The following is a 15858-nucleotide window of genomic DNA, read 5'->3' on the forward strand; positions in this document are numbered from 1 at the left end:
TGATGGCGATGTATCCGGAAGCCCCGGCTTGCCCTGCGCACGCGTAAAGCAACGCAACCGCCGGAAATGTGCCGCATGTCAGCATGCGTGTGCAATCGTCCATCACGCATCGCAACCCCGATAGGTTGGAGCGATAGTATCGCACTCGAAACTCATGCTTGAAGGGCGTTCTACGCAGCGTGTCCGGACCTCGAGCCGCACGCACAGAACGCCCTGGATGCCAGGTCGCTATCTTGAGCCGAGCCTGTATCCGTCGTTCAGCGTTCCCATGAAAGCGATGATGTCCTGGATATCCTGGTCGGTCATCGCAGGCTTGTCGCCATACTGGCGGTCGAATGGCGCGTCCGCGACGTCGACATTTCCCTGGTACTTCGCCGGGATGTCGTTGTATTTCTGCACCTTGCCTGACGCATCCTTCGGATAGATTCTGTCCGGATTGGTGTTACGCAGGTTGTAGAAGTCCATCACCTGCTTCAGGTCGTGGTAGACGCCATTGTGGAAGAACACGTGGCGTGTCGCCGCGTTGCGAAGCGTTGGCGTGAGGAACATTGCGCAATACTGCGTCTGCTGCACGAGGTCAGAACGGAAAGGACCGCAGACACCAAGGTCGTAGAACTTTGGATCCTTGTTGCTGGGCAGCGTCGGATTGCGTGGCACGCCAAGCGCCTCGTATTGCGTGTCCGTGAAGAGTGGCGGGAGACCATCCCTGGTAGGCTGACTCAAATGGCAACCGGCGCAGTTGGCCTTTGCCGGGTCATTGAAGAGCCGTAGACCGCGAAGTTCTGCACGACTGAGGCGGACTTTCCCCTCAAGCCAGTAGTCGTATTTGCTTGTGAACTCGTGGAACGACTTGTCTTCGAACTCGTAACGTCCAATGGCGAACATTGCCTCGGAAACAGCGAGTTCGTGATTGTTAAAGAGGTTCGGGCCGAATAGCTGCTTCAAAGTCTGTGCGTATCTGGACTTCTCGAGCTTGGCCGAGACCTCATCGACGCTGCCGTTGGCCATCTCCACAGGATTGAGCATCGGGCCAAGTGCCTGCCGCTGCAGCGAATCGGCACGGCCGTCCCAGAACAGCCCACCCTGCGGCACCATCGCCGGTGCGGCTGGCGCGGCGCCGGCGATCTTGTTCGCGCGTTGCGTGCCCTGGGCGGCGGCCGCGACGTTGTTCAGATTGACCGCGGTATCGACGTCACCCTGGTCAGGCCCGATGCTGAACGGCGCCTGACGATAGAGATAAGTCAACGAGGGCGGCGGCCGGTAGCCCATCTGATCCATATGCGGCCCCCCGATTTGAACGGACAGGTCGTTAGGCGGTCCGTACGCGTGCTCCGCGCTGTGACATGTGGCACATGACTGCTTTCCGGAGGCGGAAAAGGACGGGTCGTTGAAGAGCTGTTTGCCGAGCGTCGCGACGGCGCTAAGCGGAGCCTCCGGCGGTCGCACCAGATGCACCGGATGCGGGTTGGCGCCCGTCAGGTCTTCCACCATCAGTCCGACCCTGTCCGGCATACGCTCAGGATAACTGATGGCGTAGGCCGCTGCCGCGACGAGGCCGAGCCCGACAGCCACGCCTGCCGGCAACAGCCAGCGACGCACGGGCGCGGCGCCAGGGCCAGGTTGGCCGCCTGCGGAAAGATCAGATTGCACGGGAATGCTCATGGTGAAAACTCTGGACGTCAAATGAGAAATCGAGCCAGTGCCAGACTGGCTCGACGGGGTTAGGACAGCCTTGGCGGCCCAGCCACGGACCCACGCGTCCGAAGCTGGCGCCAGAATGCCTGGCTTAGCTTGACTGCTTCGTCCCGTCAGTGTTCAGCAACAGCGTACGGGGTGTCGCCACCGACTGCGTGAAGTCGAACATGTTCATGATGCTGCCGGTGGTCGCGTCGTTCGAACCCTGGCCGATACGCTGGCCACCGAGCCAGTTGTCCTCGATGAACTTCACGACAGACGACTGGGTGACGAGCGTATCGTCGACGAAGTTTTTCTTCGCATACGGCGAGATCACGAGGAACGGTACGCGCGTACCCGGACCACAACGTCCGTTGACAGCGCCGCCGTTGATGCCCACGCCCTGCTTCGCACCCGTTGCGTTACAGACGCCCGGACCGTTGAGCTGGTCGGCACCGGTGACGGTCGAACCACCTGCGCTTTCCGTCGTCGTTGCATCGAACGAGGACGTCGTCGGAGGCGTGTAACGGTGATCGAACCAACCGTCGGAGTCGTCGTATGCAATGACGACTGCGGTGTTCTTCCAGTCCGGCTGCTGCATCAGGAAGTTGATGAGCTGCGTGTTGAAGGCCTGCTCGTCGAGCGGGTCGGAGTTACCCGGGTGGCCGTCGCCGACCTCTGGTGCCTTGATGAAGCTGACGGACGGGAAGTTGCCCGCTTGCACGGCAGCATAGAAGTCGTTGACGTCGTACTCGTGGTGGACCGGCGTTGCAGTGTTGTCCTTCGGATCGGTTTGACCGATGAGCGCGACCGACGTCGGCCGCGCGTGCGTCCCGTTTGCCGTCGAAGCGTAATACTGGAACCAGTTGTGGTGCGGACTGTAGTCGGTCGGCGAAGCGCCCAGTACGGACGAGTACGTCGTACGGCTGCAGCCGGTCGTGCCGTTCGCGTTGGTCGCGGTCAGGTCGAAGCCACCCATGAACCCGCCCCACGTGATGTTCTTCGCGTTGAGCAGGTCGCCGATATTCTTCGACGACATCGAGACCGTGCTGGTCTTGGACGAGCAGACGTCGCCGGTGGGATCGGTATCACCGATGAGCGACAGACTGCCCTGCGTATCGTTGATCGTCGAGGAGCTTCCGATGCCCGGGACGGCGCCGTTGTTCGTGCCCGACACGACAGCGATAGCCCCCGGCGTCGACGGCCCGAAGGTGTCGGTGTAGGCGTTGTCGTTGAGCGCAAAGTTTTGCGCGTAGTTCCACAGGGCGGTAACCGTATTGCCGTCGTAATAGCCCATTACGAGGCCCTTCGTACCGAACACACCGCTGCTGCTGACGGTGTTGTTACCCGTGTAGAGCGGGAACAGGTCCATCGCGCCATTGTTCTCGGCCAGTTGCTCCGGGGTGTAGTTGTGGTTCTGGCCTTCGGTATTGGCCTGCGAACGGTCAAGGCGGAACGAATTGGATGCATTCGCACCGTTCAGGGCATTTGCCTTCGTCGGGCTGTTCTGCAGCAGCGTAGCGTTCAGACCCACCACCGACGGCGTACCGGCCGCGGCCGTGAAGGCCGGCTCGCCGACCGGATTGGCGGCGTTGGGGTACGTGCCAAAGTAATGGTCGAAAGACCGGTTCTCGCCGAAGATCACCACCAGGTGCTTGATTGGAGTAGCGGTCTGAAGGGCATCCTGCACCGACACATTGGCTACCGGGGACGCCGGGGTGCTGCTGCTGCTGTGATTATCACTACCGCAGGCGGCCAGCACGAAGAGTGCTGCCGCAAAGGGGATGGGTAAGAGAGCTTTTCGAAACATGGAGGTTCCATGATTTGTTGCTCAGCGTTTCCAGTTGGCGTGGTTTGGAATAGTGCTGCGCGGGGTTGTTGTTATGTTGCAGCCTTACGTTCGCTTTCGTTGTAAGGCAGCGCGCATTCAACCATTTGCGCATGACGTCCCGGGGACGGATGAATTTCTATTTCCTTACCCCTTATTAATAATTGCTTTCTATAAACGACAAACGCCTTTGCAGTTCCACGCCACGGTCGGTATCATCACCGGCCAGCTGGAACAGGGTTCGGTGATCGGTGCTCGCCTGAGGAAAGCTTTTACAACCGGATGATCACGTAAAGGTCGATTGCCCCTCACCCTTGTTCCCGCACCCGCGCAGCGACCCTCAGGTCTGGCCCGTCGCGGCGAAACCGCCAAGGAACCCGGCAGAACAAGAAGGAATAAATGATCGTTCGCGTTGTGATCATCGAAGAGAACCTCGAAAAGGCCGAAGTCCTTTGGCTCAGCGCAGCGGACTGCGGCTTCAAACCAGAGATCGCCTCGGACTTGACCTCGGCAGCCTCATTGATCGACGGGGATCCGCTACCCGACCTTGTGATTTTGACCGCATCGGCCAATGGTGGACGCGGCGTCAGTTTCCTCCAGAACGTGCGCACGAACTTGCGAACGCGATACGTTCCCGTTGTGGTCATTGGCGAAGATGAAACGGACACCGCCTGTGTGCATGCGCTCGAAGCAGGCGCCGATGACTACATCACTCGTCGGACATCCGCAGCCGAACTTTTCGCCAGGGTCAACGCAATCCTCCGGCCCCGGCAGTCACTTACGCGCCAACCCGCTCTCACGGTCAACGGGCTAACCGTGCATCCCGACTCGCACCGGATCTTCACATCGCGTGATGGACAGCAGGTTGAACTGCAAGCGACCAGCAAGGAATTCGAACTGCTATGCTTCCTCCTGTCTCGCCCCGACGAAGTGCTCTCGCGCGAAGCAATCCTTGCCGGAGCCTGGGAACATGGGCAACCTCCCGATACGCGTATCGTGGACGTACTCGTATACAGGCTGCGTAACATGATGCTCGGAACGGCCAGTGAGGGAACAATCCGAACTGTCCTGAAGTCCGGCTACCGCGTCGTAACCCAGGGAACGCAGCCGCAGACCGCACAGTAGATCGATTCGCTCGCAGTGTGGCCGCAGGCAATGCCTGCGGGCGACGCAGGCCGAAAGACTGCGGCCGGTGGCGGCCGGCGAAAACGGTGGCGACGTGAAATAACGGAGCGCCCTTTCAGCGCGCGACTGAATGGCGAAGTGCGCCCCGCCGGCTGCATCAGCCGGGCTCGGGCGCACTCCAGTCATGCATGAAAGGCCAGCCGGCGTCAGGCGTGCGGTGCCTTGTCAAGAGCCAGGCCCGTTGCCGGATCGATGAACAGCTTGCGCTGCTCGAAGTGGCTCTTGCCCGGACGGTCGAAGTCGAACATGCCCATCATGTTGCCCGACGTCGCATCGAACGAACCACCACCGATGCGCTGACCATCGAGCCAGTTGTCCTCGATAAAGCGAACCACCGAAGACTGATCGATGCGCGTGTGGTCGACGTAATTCTGCTTCGCGTACGGCGAGATCACGACAAACGGAATGCGCGTGCCCGGACCGCAGCGGCCGTTCACCGGCTTGCCGTGCAGTCCGTCCGGTGCCGTGCCCGAACCGCAGATGCCGGGGGCATTCAGCTGGTCAGCGACCGAATCGAACGACGAAGCCGTCGGCACGGCGTAAGCATGGTCGTACCAGCCATCGGAGTCGTCCCAGGTCACGACAACGGCCGTTTCATCCCAGTCCTTCTGCTGCTGCAGGAAGTTGACAACCTTTGCGACGAATGCCTGCTCGTCGAGCGGATCCGAATAACCCGCGTGGCCATCCTGGTAGGCCGGAGCCTTGAGGAAACTTACCGACGGGAAATTGCCCGCCTTCACGGCATTGAAGAAGTCGTCGGTATCGTACTGGTGATTCGCGGGGTCGCGCTTGCCATCCTTGCCCGCGGTGTGCCCGATCGCGGCGAGGGAGGCTGGACGCAGATGCTGCGGGTTCGACGTCGATGCGTAATACTGGAACCAGTTGTGGTGCGGGATGTAGTCGGCCGTCGAGGCGCCGACGACCGTCGACAGCGTGCTGCGCGAGCAACCCGTCGTGCCGTTGCTGTTCGTCGTCGCGAGGTCGAAGCCGCCCATGAAGCCGCCCCACGTGATGTCGCGCGCGTTCAGCAGGTCGCCGATGTTCTTGCCGGTAAACATCCCGGTGTCGGTCTTGCTGGAGCACAGGTCATAGGCCGGGTCGACGTCGTTGATCAGCGTGTAGCCGCCCTGGCCATCGTTCACGAAATACGAACCTGCGGCCGACGGTTGCTTCGTCGTCAGAACCGGCACATAGCCGTTGGTTTGCCCGGCCACCACTTCGACCGCGCCCGGCGTGGACGGACCGTACGTCGACGTGTACGCGTTGTCGCTCATCGCAAACTGCTGCGCGTAATTCCACAGGGCGGTGACCGTGTTGCCGTCGAAATAGCCCATCACCTGGCCAGTGGTGCCAAACGCGCCGACACCGCCGCTGGAGCCCTTACCCGTGTACTTCGGGAAGAGGTCGACCTTGCCGTCGTCATACGCCTGCTGCTCAGCCGTATACGCGTGGTTCTGGTCGGCCGTGGCAGCCTGCGTACGGTCGAGACGGTAGGGATTGGACGCGCCGGCGCCATTGGCGGGATTTGTGTTCGGGTTGCCGGTCAGCAGCGTGCCCGAAAGTCCATTGACCTGAGGCGTCCCCGGCTGCGCGTTGAATGCCGGTTCGCCCGACGGGTTCGTCGCATGCGGATAGGTCGCGAAGTAGTGATCGAACGAGACGTTCTCGCCGTAGATCACGACCAGATGCTTGATCGGAGTGGCCGTGTGTACGCCGTTCGGATGGTTCCTGTCATGGTCGTCAGCCGCACTCCATGCTACTGTCGATGCGAATGCTGCGGCGGTGAGCGAACCAAGTGCTACGTGACGCCATTGCATATTCGGCTCCTGGTTGGATTCGTATTGCCGGGGATGACCGCGGAGCCGGGGCGCGGAGATGTCCCTGATCCACATCACAATGCTTTCGCCCTTTAGGTAGGGAGGCTGCGCGGCACCGGTATTAGAACATCGGGGTATGAAGGCCCGGCGTCAGACTCCTTACGAAATATTTTCGCGGGAGGAATTTCGCTTCGGACGCGGCGCAATATTCTGACGAATGAAGTAAAGGGAGTCTCGCGCATTCACGCGCGGACGCCCTGTGCAACTGAACCGCGCAGTCAACGAGGATCTGTGCACGCACAACTGCCATGCAGCAGTGAGCGAGTGCCAGTTGTTGCTCGTGAAGCGCAGACGGTCGGCGTGCCGCAGCCCCTTGATAGCTGCCGTCGAGCCAGGGCTTATGCGAATGGCAGAAGAGGATCGGATATCGTCCGCTGGCGATTGCCGCAGACTGATCCTCCTTCCGTCGAAAGGATAATCGCGATGGAAGCCATTGACGTTCGGCAGCGCGCGGCGCGTGCCATGGAACAAGGGAAGGCTGACCGGCCAGAAGCCACCACTGAAACTCAGAAAGATCTGGTCGATTCGTATCCGTTTGAAACGCGCAGGAAGCACGCGGGACCTGGCAATGTTCAATCTGGCGATCGACAGTAAGCTTCGGGCCTGCGATCTCACGAGGCCACGAGTCTCCGACGTTTGCCACGGCTCGCACGTGGCGGCGCGAGCAACCGTCATGCACCAGAAGACGCAGCGGCCGGTGCAGTTCGAGATCGCCGGGCAGACACGTGCGAGCGTAGAAGCGTGGATCAAGCGGCCGCTCTCGCGTCCGGTGACTTTCTGTTTCCGAGCCGGATCCACGGCTCGCCGCATGTGTCGACACGCCAGTACGCCCATTGGATACATCGCTGCACCGGATCGATCGGACCGGACGATACGGCTACGGAATGCATCTAATGCACCGCACGAAGGCTTCGCTGATCTACCGCCGCACAGAGAACCTGCAGGTGGTGCGGGTGCCGCCCGGTCACTCAAAGCTCGATAGCACGGTGCGATACCTGGGAATCGAGGTCGACGATGCGCTGGAGATGGCGGAGCAAACCGACGTGTGAAGCGGTAACGCCGGACAGCGTGTGGACGCTGTCCGGCCACGTCAACAATTAAGATCCGTTAAGCGGCTATGGCGCTGGAGTTTCGGGGTCCGCCACCCCGGCGCGCGCAAGCGAGTCGATTTCACTTGCACCTGACGCTACGTCAGCTTCTATGGTTGACACCAACGACTGGGAAGGCAATGCGACTAAAAATTGGCGAACTGGCGAAGAAGGCGGGATTGAGCGTCCGGGCCCTGCATCACTATGATGCGATCGGGCTACTGTCGCCGTCGCAGCGCACCGACGGTGGCGCGCGCCTGTATGGGAGGAGCGACCTGATTCGGCTGCATCGTATCGAGGCGCTGAAACGGTTCGGGTATTCGCTCCCGGACATCAAGGCCAGCCTAGATGGTCAACTGACTGGCGTGCCGCTACAGCTTCTGCAGCGCCAGATCAAGGAACTCGACACGCAAGCATTGCGCGCGCAGCGCCTCAGTCGCCACTTGCAACACCTTGTGGACATGATCGCCGCCGGCAGCGAGATCGCGGCGACCGACTGGCTGAACGCTTTGGAGCTGATGAACATGTACCAAAAACATCTTGACGACGACGAACTCGATGCGCTGCTGGCATCCGGGCCGGATACGGTGGCGCCGACGGATCCGTCGTGGTCCGCGCTCATCGACAAGGTCCACGTTGCCGTGCAGCAGGCCCTACCGACCGAAAGCGACGCCGCACAGGCACTGGCCTGGCGCTGGATCAGGCTCGTGGTCCAAATGACCCGCAACGACCCGGCACTCGCCACCAAGCTGATGATGATGCAGCTCGGCGAGCCGCGCGCCCGACAAATCGTCGGCATCACGGCGGAAATGCTGGAATGGATCGACGAAGCGTTCACGCACGCACGCTGCGCACTGTTCGCCAGGTACCTCAGTCCAGCGCAGGCCGACGAGGTGCGGCGTCGCCAGTTTGCCACCGCGAAAAGTCAAGCATGGCCGGCGCTGGTGGTCAAACTGAGGGAACAGATGGAAGCGGGTGTCCACGCCGGTGCCGCGCCGGTGCAGGCGATCGTCAAGCGCTGGCAACAACTGTTTCTCGACAGTTTTTGCGGAGACGACGCGGTCCTGGAGGCGCGCGTGCGCGATGCCTTGATGCGCGAACCGGATCTACAACTGGGCATCGGTCTCGACGATTCGCTGTTGGCCTATTTGCACAAAGCGTATATCGTCGGCAACGACATGACACCGGTCAACGCCGGACCCAAGCCGAGCGCGTTGATGGTTGCGACGCAACGGGCCGCACATCAACTGCTTGATTGGCCGTTGGTGCTCGACGATCCCATTGCGCTGACTGTCCTCGGCGTGGCCGAAGCACGGGCATTGCGTGACGACATCGATAGATTTCGTCATCCGATATCGGTGGGAATGCGTAGTTCGGTAGTCGTACGCAGCCGGCTTGCCGACGACGTGTGGACCGGGGCTACCGAACGCGGCATTCGCCAGTATGTTGTGCTCGGGGCGGGACTCGATACCAGCGCGTACCGGCACCCCGATGCGTCGGGTCATATCTTCGAGGTTGACCTGCCAGCGACGCAAGAGTGGAAGCAGGCGCGCCTGCGTGAGGCAGGCATTGCGGTGCCGCCGTCACTGCATTTTGTGCCTGTTGACTTCGAGAGCGTCGGTCTTGCGGAGGGGTTGGCGCGTGCCGGTTTCAATGCTGCAGCACCAGCCATTTTCAGTTGGCTCGGCGTAACGATGTATCTCGACGAGGCCGCAGTCGTTGAGACCTTGCGCTTCATCGCTGGCTGCGCCAAAGGCAGTGCGGTCCTGTTCGAATATGTGATGCCACTTTCGAGCTTGCCGCCGATCATGCGTATCGCGATGGAGCAGTTGACGGCGCAATTCGCCGAGCGTGGCGAGCCGTGGAAGAGCTTCTTTGAACCGGCCGTCCTGGCCGAGATGCTGAATGAATTGGGCTTCAGCCATAGCAGCACATGGACTCCGGACGCATTAAACCAGAGTTATCTCGCAAACCGTACCGACGGACTGCGTATCGGTGCGACACCCGCACGTCTGGTTCTGGCAACGGTCTGAAAATTCATCCTGGCTGGGGTGATCCAGATCCCGATCCAGGTAAGCCTCACTAGACGCTTCGACGCCGCGCCGATCTCCAACGTCTACTTCGGGGACCATTGAAAGACCGTAGTGGTCAAGTTATGCCTTTTCCATGAAAAGCGCGACCGAGGCGATCGGCGCACTCGACTGTGGGGCACAGTGCGGCGGCCATGAAGGTACGTTCGACATTGCCGCGCAGTTCGTTGACAATAAGTTCAGTGATCGCGCCAAGCCGTCGGGATGAGGAAATGACGCACGGAGCACGATGGCTGATTAGCTTATGCGCAAAGGACTAATTTTGACGAGGAAATAACCGTATGAAAATAGATGCATTTGCCTTCGGCACGACCAACTGGGCGGAAGTCGAGACAACGGAACACAGAGGGGAAACCGGCGTAGCTTATTGGCGCACACGATTTTTTGGTGAAAAGCCGAATCAAATCCGAGTGCGGATGGTGGAATATACCCCTGGCTATCTTGCGGACCATTGGTGCCAAAAAGGGCACGTTCTTTTCTGCCTGGAAGGCGAGTTGGAAACAACCCTCGAAGATGGACGGAAATTCGTTTTGACAACCGGCATGAGTTACCAGGTTGGCGATAACGTGGAGCCACACCAGTCCTATACGAAGACGGGTGCCAAGCTCTTCATCGTTGACTGAGCGGCCGCTATTGAGCGACCGTCCTGCCTTACGCGAGGCCGTCCCCTCTCCAGGCAGGAAACGCAACAACGCCGCCACAATCGCTTCCGGAGCGTCCTCTTGTACGAGATGCCCGGCGTTGGCAATCACTTGCAGTTGGGCACCGGGGATAGTGCGCTGCAACTGTCGACCGCGCTCCGCAGGAATCCATTGATCGTCTTCGCCTCAAGTCACCAACGTTTGGCAGCGCACCTTTGAGTACGGCGGGGAAACCTCCTCGGTGTAGCGCTGATCCATCTGCGCAATCTGGCGGTAAAACGCTGCTTGCCCCACTGTTCCGAGCCAGGGTAGTACATAGGGGCGGAGCTCCTCGTCAGAGACAGAACGATGTATGGCACCGCGCACGTAAGCAGGCACGATGGCTTGGTGAATATAGATTTGCATCGTACGCCAGCGCAAGCGATCGTAGCGGTCGGTCGTCGTGCGCTCACCGGCCAGGACCGGCCGGTCGCGTCGGTACAACGTGGGACCGCTCTTGAGCCGGAAACCGCCTGTCGACGAGTTTCATGACCTGGATGCCGGTGCAGCCTGGTCTCAAGCCGTTGTCAGATCTGATGACACTGCTGCATCGGTGGGGAATCGGCTACGTCCGAGCGTGGCGCACTGATAATGCCTCAACAAGGGGGCTGCTGCACCCCGCGTCCGCTCCAGGATGTTGAGGTGGCGTCGAAGGAGACTCACGAAACGTCACTTGCCAGCACCGCGACATTCACGTTCGGCAAGCGATTCAGCATATTCGGTGACAGTAGCAACTTGGCCGCGCGCACACCTGCTCCCATCACAACCTGCTCGCGCTGCATGACCGCCTCATCGACGAGCACGACCCAGTCTTTGGGCGCGCCAAAAGCGGTGATGCCACCGAATTCCATGCCCGTCAACTCGACGGCGACCTCACGTTTGGCAAACGAGAGGCGCTGTGCGCCGAGTTCGGCCTTGACGGCCCCATTGATATCGAGCCGCCGCGATCCAAGCGTCACTACAGCCGCGTGGTGGTCCGCCCCATCCTTCCGGTAACGCAGGACGATCGTATTGGCGCAGTCCTCGAGGCTGAAGCCGTAGCGCTCGCTGAATTGCGTCGTGTCAGACGCCTCGCTGTCGACGAGAAAGACCGTAATGTCGTTGCCGGTCAATTCCGCAGCGACCTGTCCCGGCAAGTATTGGTCATATTCCGATTCGGGAACAACGTTTAGATTGCGCAACAGCTCGCTCATTTTTACCACTCCATTCGGACTAACGACGCCCCAGCAGATTGACGAAGACAACGCCGCCAATCACCATCAAGCCTCCACACAGCATGAGCGGGCCAGGATGCTCTCCCGTCAAGGCGACTGGCAACAAGGTCGCGACAGCCGGTGTCAAATACAGGAAATTCGCAGCCCGTGCCGCCCCAAAATGGCCGAGGGCAAATCTCCACGTTGCGTACCCGATCGCCGCCGGGAACACACGAGGCACGCCAACAGCGAGGACTGTCTTCCCGCTGGCCACGGACAGCAATGATATCGCAGCGGCCAACCACGGCGACAAACAGAGCGCGCCCGAGCGCAGTGTAAACGCAGCACTCGGTAAGGCACCGTAGCGTGAAACAAGCGGCCTGTGCAGCACAAAAAGACGGCGCAGCAAAATGCAGCCGCAAAAATCAGGCTTGCCCGTGACGGCGACCGCAAGACCCGGCAGGAGCGCAGAGCTGGAAGTACGTGAGAGAGTTACGGTATTCATCCCGTGATCTTGCCCTTCACCGGGATGCAATCCGTACACGCAGGAGCAGTTACCACGCGAAACCATGTCTGGCTCTACTCTGGAATTTGCTATGCGGATCACATTGCCGGGAATTAGACAATTTGCCTTTCTGGTGGCGTTAGGTGCAGGTAGCGCGAGCGCGCTTGCGAAGATTCCAGGTGTTGCATCGACCGGTTGAATCCGCTGCCATCCTTGGCCGCTGGCTTATGCCATAACCCGGACATCCAGACGGCCATTCGTCTCCCCGTAACGGCCGCTCCTGAACCTTGGCGCCACGAGGCTTTCAATGGCGGAGTAGAAGATTACCAATTGTTTCAATGTCGCAAGATAACTTGCAGCCAATCGAGGTTATGCTTCGCGCACCAGGGACAAAACAAAAGGTGCTCGAAATGAAGGGCATGCATAAAGCACTAATCGCCGCTATTTTTGCGTCGGCCGCCCTCGCAGCCTGCGGTGGAGGAGGAGGGAGCAGCAACAATAGTGGAAGTACCCCAACCGGCACCATAAACGTCCAGATGACCGACGCGCCCTCGTGCGGCTTCGACCACGTCTACGTAACAGTAAGCCAGGTGGGCATTAACGCCAGTTCGAGCGCCGGCGACAACGACAGCGGGTGGACCAACATCACGCTCGCGTCCCCGCAGAAGATCGATCTCCTTTCGCTGACGAACGGCACGATGGCAACCCTCGGTCAGGCTACGCTGACCGCGGGCCGATATCAGCAGGTGCGGCTCGTCCTTGCCCAGAACCAGGGGAACACGGTGGCCAATTCGGTCGTGGTGTCGGGAACGACCAGCGAGCAGCCACTCGCCACGCCCAGCGCAACCCAAAGCGGCCTCAAGATCATTCGTCCGTTTGACGTGCCCGCGAATGCAACGGTCGATCTCGTGCTCGACTTCAATGCCTGCAAGTCGGTTGTTCAGAAGGGCAACGGCTCGTACGCCCTGAAGCCCGTGATTACAGCGACGCCGACCACCGTCACCGGCCTGATTGACGGCTATGTCGCAACGGCTGAGGCCGGCGCCACGGTGTATGCCGAACAGAACGGCAAGGTCGTGAGTGGCACAGTGGCGGACAGCACGGGCCACTTCGTGTTTTCGACACTGGTGCAGAGCTCGACCAACGGCAACTACGACATCGTGATCGTGCAACCCAACGAGGCCACGGGGATCATTGCTTCCGTTCCCGTTGTCGTAGGCGCGACGACCCACGTGTCAACGGCAAACCAACCGATTGCGCTTGCCGCCTCGGCAATGAATACCGTGAGCGGCACCGTCACGGCATCGGCGGACGCGAGTTTGCGTGCGCTTCAGACGACATCGGCAGGTGTGTACGAGATTGCATCGGCGAACGCAAATCTGGATACAGGTGCGTATACAACGAGCCTGCCCGTGGCGGCGCCGATGACCGGCGTCTATAACGGCACATTGCCTGTGAGCCTGACCACAGCGGCGGCGGCCGGCCAGTACACAGTCGAAGCGGACGCGGCCTCCGGCGCTACGCAATCGACCGCCGTCAACATCACGGGTGGAAGTCTAACCAACGTGAACTTCACTTTCTGAGTACTGCAAGATGACGAAGGGGCGATCGCCCCTTCTCTTCGGGGGACGATCATGAAAAGAATCATCATCGCTTTGGCAATTGCTTCCGGTACGCTGGCTAGCTGTGCCGTATACGTGCCGGGAGAGCCAGGCGTAGCCGCACCGCCGCAAGGCGGTCCAGGCAATGGGTTCTGTCCGCCGGGGCAAGCCAGGAAAGGCAACTGCTGAGAAGACTCGCCGCGTGGCAGCCTCGTCCTGCGCGGTAAAAGCTACAATGAGGAGATCCTGCGTCCGGTAGTCGTGACGCAGCTGCCGCGCAACGACGAATCCGTCCATGCCGTGCATGTTGATATCCAGAATCACTATCTCAGGTGTCCATTCGTGCAAGGCAACGAACGCCGCCGAGCCAGTGAACACGAACCGGGCATCGTACCCCGCAAGAGAAAGCAGCATGGTGGCGGATTCGGCTCCGTCGAGGTGATCGTCCACGACAAGCAGCCGGCGGCGTGACCGGGTTGGCGCGCGCAAGCTTCGCATAGTCCAGCGTGCGGTGCCGAGGGATAGCGGCATTTTCGGCAATACGGCCCAGTTCGTCTGAAGTTTGTGCGCATCGGCTGTTCCAGCTACAACGCAAGCGCGGCTACAACAATAAAAACTGCGTGTACGGCCCGCATCGCGGGCGGGAGGAACCCATGACCCTGTCGGACTTCATTGAAGCAAACCTGACCGAGCTGATCGATGACTGGACGGCGTATGCCCGCAGGCTCAGCGCGGAAGGAAGCGCTCTGAACGTAGACCAGTTGCGTAACTCGGTCCGTGACCTCCTCGTTCGCATTGCGGCCGATATGCGCGAAACGCAGACTGCGGCGCAGCAGACAGCCAAATCGCTCGGCGACCGGCCTCCTTCAGAGTCCGGATTCAACGAAACAGCGCACAGGCATGCCGACGATCGTCTCGCTCAGGGCTTCGGAATTAACGAGGTGGTGGCGGAATACCGCGCGATGCGCGCCAGCGTCCTGCGCAGGTGGCAAGGAGCATCGCAGCTCGATGCCTCGTCATTCCAGGAGATGGTTCGCTTTAACGAGGCGATTGACCAGATGCTCGCGGAATCGGTTCGGCAGTATGCGCAACGAACCGAGCGCATCCGCGACCTGTTTGGCGGTGTGCTCGCACACGATTTGCGCTCGCCGCTCGGCGCAATCCTGAATTCGGTGGAGATCCTTCTGCGCGACAACGGTCTCTCGCCGCTCAGCGTTAAGGCGATCGCGCACGTGCAGCACGGTGCCGGACGCATGAAGCGAATGATCGACGATCTCTTCCTCTTCACCCGCGCCCGCCTGGGCGACACACTCCCCCTCGAGCCCACGCCCCAGGATATGGGGCACATCTGCCAGGACGCAGCCGATGAAGTCCGTGCTGCGTTTCCGGACGCACAGATCGTGGTGCAACTGACGGGCGAACTCGATGGCAATTGGGACGCCGGCCGGATCAGCCAGTTGCTGGTCAACCTGATTTCGAACGCGGTTCAGCATGGATCGGGGAAGATATGCGTGAGAGCCACCGGGTTCGCAGATCGGGTGACCGTCGCCGTTTCGAATACAGGTAGACCCATACCGGCGCAGTTGTTGCCGACGCTCTTCGACCCATTGACACGCGCGACCCGCACGCAAGGACGACAAGGCACGACTTCCGGCATGGGCCTCGGTCTTTATATCTGCCGGAGCATCGCAGTCGCCCACAAGGGAACCATTCGGGCCGAATCGACGGAAAACGGGACGATTTTCACGCTGCAGGTGCCCCGTTTTCTGATCTCGCCCTGACCAATTCGACTTGAGGTGCGCGCTTTCCAGGCGACCGGGTGCTGGTGCCCGCCTGTGAGGGCGAATCGCCCAGCCACTGCATGAATTCGCCCACATGCTGCGCCCAGAGGTCGGGACGAGTCATGGTGAAATGAAGTTCGTGAATGGAAAGACGGGAGCCGAGGTACGGCTGGGCTTTTTCGATCAGGAGACGGGTGAGCAAATCGACGCGGCGGATCTGGCCATCAAGGAAGGCCCGGGGGCGGACGATCGGGTCCGTTGGCGCCTGTCTCAAGGTGAGCAACGCCGCCGGAAAGCATAATGTGAATCAATGAGATCTCTCGCGATAAACATCGCATCGGCCGCGATCCGCAGCG

Annotated in this window: 12 protein-coding genes and 3 pseudogenes; 8 read left to right on the plus strand and 7 right to left on the minus strand. The window is 60.5% G+C overall.

The features are described from left to right. Positions 1 to 228 precede the first annotated feature (228 nt). A complete protein-coding gene (locus BHE01S_RS20590; protein WP_042267197.1) occupies positions 229 to 1662 on the minus strand; it encodes a cytochrome-c peroxidase in 1434 nt (477 codons plus the stop codon). A 124-nt stretch (positions 1663 to 1786) separates the two neighbouring features. After that, entirely contained in the window at positions 1787 to 3484 is a 1698-nt protein-coding gene (locus tag BHE01S_RS20595) for a phospholipase C (protein ID WP_042267199.1), read from the minus strand. Positions 3485 to 3901: 417 nt separating this feature from the next. On the opposite strand from BHE01S_RS20595, the gene BHE01S_RS20600 reads away from it, so the two are divergent. Continuing rightward, on the plus strand, positions 3902 to 4627 hold the full coding sequence (locus BHE01S_RS20600; RefSeq protein WP_084069057.1) for a response regulator transcription factor: 726 nt from the start codon (positions 3902 to 3904) through the stop codon (positions 4625 to 4627). Between the two features lie 206 nt (positions 4628 to 4833). Here the strand turns inward: BHE01S_RS20600 and BHE01S_RS20605 are convergent, their stop codons facing one another. Beyond that, positions 4834 to 6504: a phospholipase C gene (locus BHE01S_RS20605; protein WP_042267203.1), complete on the minus strand. Its 1671-nt coding sequence runs from the start codon at positions 6502 to 6504 to the stop codon at positions 4834 to 4836. 483 nt (positions 6505 to 6987) lie between these two features. Here BHE01S_RS20605 and BHE01S_RS39170 point away from each other — a divergent pair, with 483 nt between their 5' ends. From BHE01S_RS39170 to BHE01S_RS20620, 4 genes and pseudogenes are all read left to right on the plus strand, one after another. After that, entirely contained in the window at positions 6988 to 7158 is a 171-nt protein-coding gene (locus BHE01S_RS39170; RefSeq protein ID WP_245639809.1) for a hypothetical protein, read from the plus strand. After that, positions 7079 to 7613 (plus strand): annotated as a pseudogene (locus BHE01S_RS36940) (tyrosine-type recombinase/integrase). The gene BHE01S_RS39170 and the pseudogene BHE01S_RS36940 overlap by 80 nt, the downstream one beginning before the upstream one ends. 179 nt (positions 7614 to 7792) lie before the next feature. Further along, complete coding sequence (locus BHE01S_RS20615; protein ID WP_042267208.1) at positions 7793 to 9685, plus strand: SAM-dependent methyltransferase; 1893 nt, start codon at positions 7793 to 7795, stop codon at positions 9683 to 9685. Between the two features lie 338 nt (positions 9686 to 10023). Further along, a complete protein-coding gene (locus BHE01S_RS20620) occupies positions 10024 to 10365 on the plus strand; it encodes a DHCW motif cupin fold protein (protein WP_042267209.1) in 342 nt (113 codons plus the stop codon). A gap of 54 nt (positions 10366 to 10419) precedes the next feature. Here the strand turns inward: BHE01S_RS20620 and BHE01S_RS39175 are convergent. From BHE01S_RS39175 to BHE01S_RS36945, 3 genes and pseudogenes are all read right to left on the minus strand, one after another. Next, positions 10420 to 10779, minus strand: a pseudogene (locus BHE01S_RS39175) (alpha/beta fold hydrolase); the annotation flags it as partial. 302 nt (positions 10780 to 11081) lie between these two features. Continuing rightward, positions 11082 to 11615: a YbaK/EbsC family protein gene (locus BHE01S_RS20630; protein ID WP_042267211.1), complete on the minus strand. Its 534-nt coding sequence runs from the start codon at positions 11613 to 11615 to the stop codon at positions 11082 to 11084. 19 nt (positions 11616 to 11634) lie between these two features. After that, a complete protein-coding gene (locus BHE01S_RS36945; protein ID WP_245639803.1) occupies positions 11635 to 12120 on the minus strand; it encodes a DMT family transporter in 486 nt (161 codons plus the stop codon). 410 nt (positions 12121 to 12530) lie between these two features. On the opposite strand from BHE01S_RS36945, the gene BHE01S_RS20635 reads away from it, so the two are divergent. Next, the gene (locus tag BHE01S_RS20635) at positions 12531 to 13703 is read left to right on the plus strand and encodes a DUF4382 domain-containing protein (RefSeq protein ID WP_042267275.1); all 1173 of its coding nucleotides are present in this window, start codon (positions 12531 to 12533) and stop codon (positions 13701 to 13703) included. A gap of 228 nt (positions 13704 to 13931) precedes the next feature. Here BHE01S_RS20635 and BHE01S_RS39570 read toward each other — a convergent pair. Continuing rightward, positions 13932 to 14252 (minus strand): annotated as a pseudogene (locus BHE01S_RS39570) (response regulator); the annotation flags it as partial. Between the two features lie 122 nt (positions 14253 to 14374). On the opposite strand from BHE01S_RS39570, the gene BHE01S_RS20645 reads away from it, so the two are divergent. Further along, entirely contained in the window at positions 14375 to 15502 is a 1128-nt protein-coding gene (locus tag BHE01S_RS20645; RefSeq protein ID WP_042267214.1) for a sensor histidine kinase, read from the plus strand. 130 nt (positions 15503 to 15632) lie between these two features. Beyond that, the gene (locus tag BHE01S_RS20650) at positions 15633 to 15803 is read left to right on the plus strand and encodes a hypothetical protein (protein ID WP_174479519.1); all 171 of its coding nucleotides are present in this window, start codon (positions 15633 to 15635) and stop codon (positions 15801 to 15803) included. Positions 15804 to 15858: the final 55 nt, after the last annotated feature.

Origin of the sequence: Paraburkholderia heleia NBRC 101817 (assembly GCF_000739775.1) — a bacterium.
GTDB lineage: Bacteria > Pseudomonadota > Gammaproteobacteria > Burkholderiales > Burkholderiaceae > Paraburkholderia > Paraburkholderia heleia.